This is a genomic window from Paraburkholderia polaris (assembly GCF_012927345.1).
In the GTDB taxonomy this organism is placed as follows: domain Bacteria; phylum Pseudomonadota; class Gammaproteobacteria; order Burkholderiales; family Burkholderiaceae; genus Paraburkholderia; species Paraburkholderia polaris.
The window spans coordinates 171,227-179,500 of the sequence record NZ_JABBGJ010000015.1 but is presented as its reverse complement, the minus strand read 5'-3'; the positions used below and the strand labels follow the sequence as shown (position 1 = coordinate 179,500).

9 protein-coding genes are annotated in these 8,274 nt (G+C 59.0%); 3 read left to right on the top strand and 6 right to left on the bottom strand.

Annotated elements, in window-relative coordinates; genetic code table 11:
• Positions 1-332: 332 nt before the first annotated feature.
• Positions 333-626 (bottom strand): DUF1330 domain-containing protein, encoded by a 294-nt coding sequence (locus HHL24_RS16075; RefSeq protein ID WP_169486439.1) that lies wholly within the window; start codon positions 624-626, stop codon positions 333-335.
• A gap of 63 nt (positions 627-689) precedes the next feature.
• Between HHL24_RS16075 and HHL24_RS16070 the strand changes: the two genes are divergently transcribed.
• Positions 690-1,148: a MarR family winged helix-turn-helix transcriptional regulator gene (locus HHL24_RS16070; protein WP_169486438.1), complete on the top strand. Its 459-nt coding sequence runs from the start codon at positions 690-692 to the stop codon at positions 1,146-1,148.
• A gap of 437 nt (positions 1,149-1,585) precedes the next feature.
• On the opposite strand, the gene HHL24_RS16065 is transcribed toward HHL24_RS16070, so the two are convergent.
• From HHL24_RS16065 to HHL24_RS16055, 3 genes are all read right to left on the bottom strand, one after another.
• Positions 1,586-2,608, bottom strand: a complete 1,023-nt coding sequence (locus HHL24_RS16065; protein ID WP_169486437.1) for an aldo/keto reductase — start codon at positions 2,606-2,608, stop codon at positions 1,586-1,588.
• 78 nt (positions 2,609-2,686) lie between these two features.
• Complete coding sequence (locus HHL24_RS16060) at positions 2,687-3,553, bottom strand: NmrA family NAD(P)-binding protein (RefSeq protein ID WP_169486436.1); 867 nt, start codon at positions 3,551-3,553, stop codon at positions 2,687-2,689.
• Between the two features lie 34 nt (positions 3,554-3,587).
• Positions 3,588-3,929 carry a DUF4148 domain-containing protein gene (locus tag HHL24_RS16055; RefSeq protein ID WP_169486435.1) on the bottom strand — a complete coding sequence of 114 codons (342 nt, stop codon included), beginning with the start codon at positions 3,927-3,929 and terminating at the stop codon, positions 3,588-3,590.
• Between the two features lie 160 nt (positions 3,930-4,089).
• Between HHL24_RS16055 and HHL24_RS16050 the strand changes: the two genes are divergently transcribed.
• On the top strand, positions 4,090-5,004 hold the full coding sequence (locus HHL24_RS16050) for a LysR family transcriptional regulator (protein WP_169486434.1): 915 nt from the start codon (positions 4,090-4,092) through the stop codon (positions 5,002-5,004).
• A gap of 159 nt (positions 5,005-5,163) precedes the next feature.
• Here HHL24_RS16050 and HHL24_RS16045 read toward each other — a convergent pair whose 3' ends face one another.
• The gene (locus HHL24_RS16045; RefSeq protein ID WP_329606674.1) at positions 5,164-6,240 is read right to left on the bottom strand and encodes a GlxA family transcriptional regulator; all 1,077 of its coding nucleotides are present in this window, start codon (positions 6,238-6,240) and stop codon (positions 5,164-5,166) included.
• A gap of 226 nt (positions 6,241-6,466) precedes the next feature.
• Here HHL24_RS16045 and HHL24_RS16040 point away from each other — a divergent pair, with 226 nt between their 5' ends.
• Entirely contained in the window at positions 6,467-7,312 is an 846-nt protein-coding gene (locus HHL24_RS16040; RefSeq protein WP_169486433.1) for an alpha/beta fold hydrolase, read from the top strand.
• 164 nt (positions 7,313-7,476) lie between these two features.
• Here the strand turns inward: HHL24_RS16040 and HHL24_RS16035 are convergent, their stop codons facing one another.
• Positions 7,477-8,271 carry a LuxR C-terminal-related transcriptional regulator gene (locus HHL24_RS16035; protein WP_169486432.1) on the bottom strand — a complete coding sequence of 265 codons (795 nt, stop codon included), beginning with the start codon at positions 8,269-8,271 and terminating at the stop codon, positions 7,477-7,479.
• Positions 8,272-8,274 lie beyond the last annotated feature (3 nt).

Genomic DNA, 8,274 nt, shown 5'->3' with positions numbered 1-8,274 from the left:
CGCTAATCAAGCATAGACCCCTTGGAGGCCGAACGGAGTTCCGCCAGTTGCAGCCTGTGTTTTGGCGGGCGATGCGAGGGGATACTCATCGACATCGAACGGTAGTCTGGTGTGCTAACGTGTTATGGCCCCATGTCGCAGTTGGATGACCGGTTTTTTAACGCATGATTGGCTCGTTCGGGCCAGCAACGAACGGTCGGAACGCCTGTCTGAGCGGATCAAATTGGCCGCGCGCCGCGTCACGCAATGCGCATACTTACCTCGGCCTTGCACGACTACGATCGGCAGCACGCGACCCATTCCGGACCATCACGCCTTCCGAAAGCGGCCACTCACGAGTGCGTTTCGACTATGAACATCCGCGCTTGCTGAGCCTCCTGACGTTCGGCCTTGATCGGCGCATACCTCTCGGAGTTGTAGAAGGCTAACGCTTGGGCGAGAGTCGGAAACTCAAACACCCCAGCCATTGGCAGCGGCGCCTCATCCCCCTCCAGAATCTGCGCAACTGGACCGAAATGTAGAATCTGCCCGCCCGCCTCTTTTAGCGCCGCCTGAAAGCGTGGAGCAAGCGCGGCCTGCTTGGCGGAATCGATGACGCGTAGATTGACGTGTACGTAAACTGGCATTGTGTCTCCACTAATAATGCATATACATTATTATGAGAGAGTGATGTTGTCAACGAGGTCGATGTGAACGGTTTAGATCCAGAATCTTTGAAGGGTGTCGAAGCGGAGTGTCCGGGCTTCCAGGCTCGCGCGACGGCGCGTGCACTCACGCGGTATTACAATGCCTGCTTCAAGCCGCTTGGGCTTACGGCCGAGCAATTCAGCCTCCTGGTTGGGATCGGTGCAGCCGAGGGGACGACGCTCGTCGACCTTGCGGATAGGGCCGGGGTCGATCCAACTACCCTCAGCCGAAACGTTCAGAATCTGGAAGGCCGGGATTTGGTCCGCGCTACAGGCGGACGTGGCCGTGCTGGAAAGCGGCTAGCTCTGACGACATCTGGGCGTCGACTCATGGTCGATGCGTTCCCAGTGTGGAAATGGGCCAAGGCGGAACTCGCCAGTCGCATGGGCGATAAGAAACTTCGTTCGGCAAGGCAGGCGATGGCAGAGCTGGCCAAGGCCGCAGAATCCTCATGTGCATAACATGACCTTTGTGGGACGAAGCTCGAGATTACGTCAGAAAGGCTGGTCAACGAGAATGTGCGTACGTGCGGCGACCCTGGATTGTGCACCGCGTTGGGCACCGGTTTTTGTGTGAAATAGACGCCACCAACGACCGCTATGGAGGAGATTTTGCACTTGACGGCTATGACCGCTGCTGGCCGGTTCCTGCCCCATACGATTGGCATGAGCAGCTTCAACCTCGCAACGCCTGCGATTGGCAACACGCGCCCCCTCTCCGCCCTCCAAAGATCGCCACGGAGCGTCTCGACCAGCTCGGAAAACGGCCAACACCAGACCACCAGACCACCAGACCACCAGACCACCAGATCCATGATCGGACGCTTTCCTGCTGGCGGATCGCCGACGGTGATGCGATCGTCCTTGATCGAGTGACGGGCTCATCACCGGTCAAGCAATCAGACCACTACTCGATCCTTGTCGTGGAACTGCTGCATCCAGTAAGGATATGGCAGGTGCGGCTCCGAAACCTGATTCAGACGTTCGGTCTGCGCTGCGTTCAACGCGATTTGCTGAGCGTCGAGGTTAGCGGTCAGTTGGTCGGGCGTGCGCGCGCCTACAATGACGGAACAGACTTCACGGCGCGCCAGAATCCAGGCCAATGCCACCTGAGCCGGCGACGCGTTCAATTCCGTAGCGATGTCGCGCAATACGCGCACGATAGGATCCGCCTTTGCGGGATCGATCGGCGGAAAATTCAGCCTGGTTCGACGCCCGGTTTCGCCGCTGCTTCCCTGCGTGTACTTACCGCTCAGGTACCCGCCCGCGAGCGGACTCCACACCAGAAGCGCAACATCATTCGCCTTCCCCACGGGCGCGATCTCATGCTCGACGTCGCGGCTCGTCAGCGCATAGTGAACCTGATTGCTGACGACGCGGGACCAGTGCGTGCGGCTGGTAATTCCCTGTGCACGCTCCAGGTCGCCCGCGCTGAAATTGCACACGCCGATGTGCCTCACCTTTCCCTGCGTGACAAGATCATCCAGCGCGCGAAGCGTTTCTTCGAGCGGCACGAGTGCGTCACGGTCGTGCAACTGGAAAAGGTCGATATGGTCCCGACCGATACGCCGAAGACTCGTTTCCACTGTCCGCATGATGTGCGACCGCCCGAGGCCCACGTCGTTGTGGCCGGCTCCCGTGCGCAACCGGACCTTAGTGGCAACCAGCATGCGCGATTCGTCAAGTCCGAGGTCAGCCAACGCCTGACCGACGACCGCTTCAGAGTGCCCTTGCGAATAGGCGTCAGCTGTATCGATCAGGTTGATACCGCGCTCGACGGCCATCGCGACAAGCCGTGTGGCCTGGGCACGGTCGAGGCCGGCAATTTCGCCCCAGATTCCGGTACCGGCACCAAAGGTCATGGCGCCAAGACAAAGACGGGAAATGCGCAGCCCTGAGCTGCCGAGTGTGCTGTATTCCATAGCGAATCCCTTGATGAATGATGAGCGCATAGCACCCGGCAACGCGACATCCTGTACGCGTCACCGGGTGCGTCCGCGTTAGTCCGCCTGCGAGACGAGGCCTCGCAGAACGGTTTCCAGTTCCACTTCGCCCTTGACGATGTCGGCTTCCTCGCCTTCGAAGGCGATCCAGCCTTCATTGAACCCGTCGAGCATGCGCATGCGCGGCAACGGTTCCTTCATACCCTGGGAGCGGAACAGCGCCTCCCACGTGTCACGCTGAACGATTTCCGCGACTACTGCGCGGCCAAGAATTCTGGCAAACGTGTCCGCGATGTCGATCGGAGTTACACGCTTTGGCCCCTCCAGCTCGACGACACGCACCCCACGCCAGACCTCCAGAAGCAGTTGTGCGGCAACGCGGCCGACGTCTGCCGTGGCGACCATCGGTACGGGCTTGTCGAGCGGTTGCAAAAAGCTGGGAATAGTCCCCGTATCGCGGGCCGGCGCCACATCCCACGCTGCGTTCTCCATGAACCAGCCTGGTCGCAGAAACGTGACCGGCATGGGCAGCGTGCTCAGAGCCTGTTCCATCAGCGTGCGTTGCGTGAGCAGATTAGTCTCGGCGGCCTGCGCGCCAATCGTCGACAGGCAAACGACCTTCTCTGGCCCCGCCGACTGAAGCGCCCCGCGCACGGCGTCAATGACAGCACGCGCTCCGGGAAAGCCCGGCGACGGATCGAAGTCGGACGGCGGCAGAATGAAAACGCCTTGCGTGCCCTCAAAAGCGGCGGTAAGGGCCGCTGCGTCGTCCATGTCGGCTGTCACCACTTCACACCCGCGCTCAGCCCATGAACGTGCCCGAGCGGCATCGCGTACCACCGCGCGTACCGGCTGGCCCGCTGCGAGCAACGTGCGCGCCACCGCACCGCCGACCTTTCCTGTTATCCCTGTGATTGCATACATTGCAGTTTCTCCTGGCGTAGATGGGTGTGTCCGATCAGTGATGTTCGTAAAGCGCGCCGAACGGTGCATTCGCGGGGGTCGCCTCCGCAGCGACGCGAATGCCCGAAGCGGACGATCCGATGGGCGTACCACCCACGCTGCTGTCGACGTTCGACCCGGTGTCCTTCTGTGAGGCCACAGCCGCTTCGGCGGCCTGAATGTCGGCGGGGTAATGTGGATCACTGGCTTGGCCGGGCCGGTAGCCCACGCCTTCCAGTTGTACGAGCTCTGCGCGCACCTGCGCACGAGTGACGGTCGAGCTGGATTCCTGAGCGTATCCAGCGGCGGGGAAAGCGATGGCGGCCGCGATGGCAAGCGCGAGATGACGGGTATTCATGGCAATGCTCCTTTGGATCGTTGCGGTCGAAACGGACCGTTGGGATGCATTGTGGGTAAACGCGACGAGAAACTAAATGACATGAATGACACTTGTGAGATGACGGATAGTTACTAATGCGTCATAGTGCGATTTTCGACGCACTGTGCGGGGAGCGCCTATGAGATCGTCCAGCGAGAATGTCTCTAGCGGTATCAGCGTATTTGCTGCCGTCGTCGACGTGGGGACGTTCGCAGCCGCCTCCGAATTGATGGGTATGTCGCCACCCGGGGTTAGCCGGGCAATCGCTCGACTCGAAAAGCGGCTGAAAATACGGCTTTTCAATCGGACGACCCGCGCCGTTTCCCTCACGGAAGAGGGCCGACGGTTCTACGAACAGGTCATGCCGCACTTGAGGGGAATGGAAGAAGCGGCCGCAGCCGCGGCAGGAGGCGTCGTGACAGTACGCGGGAAGCTGCGAATCAATCTTGATCCGGCTTTTTTGCGAATCGTTCTGGGCCCGAAGCTCGACGAATTCATGGATGCGCATTCTGAACTTGAACTCGAGTTCATTGCGAGAGATCAACTCGGCGACCTCATCGTGGACGGCTTCGATCTGGCCTTGCGATTTGGCGAACCCCGCTCATCCAGTCTGATTGCGCGAAAGCTTCTGGACACCGCAGTTGTCACAGTCGCAGCACCCTCGTACCTCGCTCGCCGGGGGCGGCCAGCGGAGCCTCAAGAGCTGGGTCGCGGGGTGCACAGGTGTCTCGAATTCCGGAACCCGGAAACCGGAAAGCCGTATCCGTGGGAGTTTCATCGCAAGCGCAAAAAGCTTGTTGTCGAGACGAATGGAAGGCTTACGGTGAATGATCCGAGCGCACTCCTCAACGCGTGTCTGGCCGGCTCCGGCGTCGCGCAGATGCTACTGCTCGGAGCGGAACCTCTGATTCGGGAAGGGCGGCTTGTCAATCTGTTCCCAGACTGGCCGGATGAGCGCTTCCCGCTCTATGCGTACCATCCATCGCGGCATCACATGCCGGCCAAGACAAGGGTATTTCTTGACTTTATCGTCGCTTTGACAAGTACGAGTTAGCAAGTCGAAATAGGCCAGTTGTCGAGATTCCGTGTGACTCTAGAACGATGCTCGAAATGGATTTTCTGCAGTCGATCAAGCGTTCGAGATAACCGGTCAATCTTCACGCGCATGTACCAAACAAGGAACGGCAGCACTTCTCGACCCTGAACGGGCCCCTTACTCCCCTTCAACAAGCGACTGCTGTGAGGTCGCAATGAGACGATCAGGTACAGACGAGGCCCGTTGCAAAGTCGGTTGGCAAAACCGTCTTCGATAGTCGGAAGGCGTTAGGCCCATGACCTTGCGGAACACGCGACGAAACCCTGCGACGTCGCCATAGCCAAGGCTCCACGAAATGTCTTCAACGGTATCCTGCGAAAACTCCAGCATTTCGCGTGCTCGTGTAATCCGAAGCCGCTGCTGATACTCGCTTGGCTTCATGCCGGTGGCTGCAACAAAACGACGCAGAAATGTCCGCTGTTCAAGATCAGCATGCTGTGCAAGATCAGCAACGCTGACAGGACGCTCGCGCTGAGTGAGCAGCCAAAGCTGTGCCCTCAATATCGCTCTGTCCCCGTGTTTCGTTCTCGGATCGAATTCGCTGTAGAAGCGCTGCTCGCGTCCAGGAGGATCAACGAGCATGAAACGCGCTGTCTCCAGCATGACTGGTGTCCCTAGAAACCGCTCGGTGAGCCTTAGCCCAAGGTCCGCCCAAGCGAGCACGCCCCCGGCCGTGACGACGTCTCCATAGTCAATGACCATGTGATCGGTTTCTGTTAGCACATCGGGAAACTGTTCAGCGAATACTTCATTGAATGACCAGTGTGTTGTCGCCTGCCGGCCCGCTAGAAGCCCGGTTCTTGCCAGGATAAAAACGCCACCGCATACCGCAGCGAGGACCACGCCTTCGGCGTGTTTTTCACGAAGCCAGTGCAGTAGCGGACTAAGCTTTTCGGGTCTCCCGGGGGCTTGCACATTCCCTGGGATCACAACTAGCGACAACGCGTGAGATGAGCTTGGGCAACTGTCGTATGCACAGCGGACCCCAGTCGCGTCGTCGTCCGCTCGCCAGTGCGTAATGCGGACCGCTGATCGCGCAGAGCCGCCATGCCGCTTAGCCGCGAACTCGCCGGCGTAGGTAAACAGGTCTGTCAGACCGTAGATACCCGCGTTCGAAGTGCCCGCATCGCAAGCAAGTCCGATCTCGATCTGAGGGGCCGAAACCAGTGCCGTTTTTGCCATGTTTTTTGTCACTTTCGTCCGTTGCGGTGTTTAGGCACGCCGAATACTCTGACGACGGCAGACCCGATTTCAACGGAAGCCGAGGCGTGTGCGGCCGGGGAGCCGGTGTGCGCAAATTTTAATCGGCCAACCGTTGGTTCCCAGTTTTCCACGCGATGCTGAGATACCGGCTTCGTTAAGTTGCGTCTGCGCTTAGAACAGTTATCCCTTCGTCAAAACCGACCTTAAAGGATACGAGATGGAAGCGAATACTGGAAGTTCATACATCACGACCGCAGACGGAACTCAAATTTTCTACAAGGACTGGGGCACAGGCGAACCACTGGTGTTCCATCATGGATGGCCTCTTTCCGCAGACGATTGGGATGCGCAGTTAATGTTTTTCCTGGATCACGGATACCGGGTAATCGCTCATGATCGCCGAGGTCATGGGCGCTCCACCCAAACCATTCGCGGCAACGACATGGACACCTACGCGGCCGACGTCGCCGAGCTCGTCAAGGCGCTCGATCTGAAAAATGCGGTGCATATCGGTCATTCCACAGGCGGAGGCGAGGTAACACGGTATGTCGCCCGACACGGCACCGGAAACGGACGCGTAGCGAAGGCGGTGCTCATCAGCGCAATTCCGCCACTTTTCATCCAATCGGAAAAGAATCCTGACGGCGTTCCAAGGAAAGTTGTCGATGAGATACGCAACGGCACGGCAAATCACCGGTCGCAGTTTTACCAGGACATCACGATTCCATTCTATGGTTTCAACCGGCCTGGCGCGACAGTGTCCGAAGGAATTCGCGAGAACTGGTGGCGGCAGGGCATGATGGGCGGCATCAAGGCCCAATACGATTGCGTCAAGGTGCTGTCGGAAACCGAGTTCTACGACGATCTGGCGATAATCGATGTTCCAGTACTCGTGATGCACGGCGAGGACGATCAGATATGCCCGTTTCCCACCACTGGCGCAAAGTCCGTCAAACTTTTGAAGCACGGAACCCTTAAATCGTATCCGGGATTGCCACACGGGATGCCGACCACCCATGCGGAGCAGATCAACGCCGACCTGCTCGCGTTTATCAAGTCCTGATTGGCGACGTATTCCAACGAACGCCGCGGCGCTCATTCAGGCAGTATCGCCACCTTCCTTGGTCGACCAGGCAGCGACACGGCCGCCGTCGGTTGAACTCTGACGCGGACATCGAAGAAACGCGGAAGTGCTCAGCCTCTAATCCGAGGCTGAGCGACCGATCGCTACGACTCGATCTGTGCCTTCAGGAACAGCGAGAATAGCTCGGACTGCGATTTGATATCGAGCTTCCCATAGACGTTCCGGCGATGGACCTTCACCGTCTCGGCGGAGATCGCAAGCTTGTGCGCAATCTCCTTGTTCGAGAGACCGCTCAGCATCAGCCTGACCACATCCAGCTCGCGCGCCGTCAGTGGGGTGCCGCGCTGCTTCATCGCCTCTTCGAGACTGCCTTGCCATGGAGGCGTCTGAGGCGCGGCACTCTTCTCCGCGAGTACACCTTCGAAGAAAATCCGTTGCCGCATCAACGCGGCCACCCAGGGCCGCACCAGGTCGAGCAGGGCAATCTCCTCCGGACTGAGGCGCTTCTTGCTGCCGAGCGAAAGACAAAGCGTTCGCGTGTCGTCGAGCTGGACGTTGTATTGCACCTCGTCCGCGACGACGTTATGCGTGAAATACAGCTTATAGTAATCGGTCTGATCGAAGCACTCGGGTGCTACATCGGAAAGACTGAAGAGCCCGCTCTTCGGCGCCTCACGATTGGCGATATAGAAAGGATCCAGCAGATACAGACCCTTCACGTAGTCGTTGAAGAGCGGATCCGGGCCGTCGCCTTCATACTGCGATTCGGCGAACACGTGCGGGCGGCCGTCGCTGAATAGCAGCGCGACCCAGCTGTCGACGCTCACGTACTCGTTGAGGTGCCGTGTCAGCGCAAGCCAGAAGCCCGGACGATCGACACACTCGATGAGCTGGCCGACCGATCGGTGCCACGCTACGTCCTGCAAGGTGAGATTCATGCG

Excerpts from the sequence above, each read along its gene's own strand:
- HHL24_RS16075 (WP_169486439.1), bottom strand. The coding sequence starts at position 626 with ATGCCAGTTTACGTACACGTCAATCTACGCGTCATCGATTCCGCCAAG.
- HHL24_RS16050 (WP_169486434.1), top strand. The coding sequence starts at position 4,090 with ATGAGATCGTCCAGCGAGAATGTCTCTAGCGGTATCAGCGTATTTGCT.
- HHL24_RS16065 (WP_169486437.1), bottom strand. The coding sequence starts at position 2,608 with ATGGAATACAGCACACTCGGCAGCTCAGGGCTGCGCATTTCCCGTCTT.
- HHL24_RS16060 (WP_169486436.1), bottom strand. The coding sequence starts at position 3,553 with ATGTATGCAATCACAGGGATAACAGGAAAGGTCGGCGGTGCGGTGGCG.
- HHL24_RS16055 (WP_169486435.1), bottom strand. The coding sequence starts at position 3,929 with ATGAATACCCGTCATCTCGCGCTTGCCATCGCGGCCGCCATCGCTTTC.
- HHL24_RS16035 (WP_169486432.1), bottom strand. The coding sequence starts at position 8,271 with ATGAATCTCACCTTGCAGGACGTAGCGTGGCACCGATCGGTCGGCCAG.
- HHL24_RS16040 (WP_169486433.1), top strand. The coding sequence starts at position 6,467 with ATGGAAGCGAATACTGGAAGTTCATACATCACGACCGCAGACGGAACT.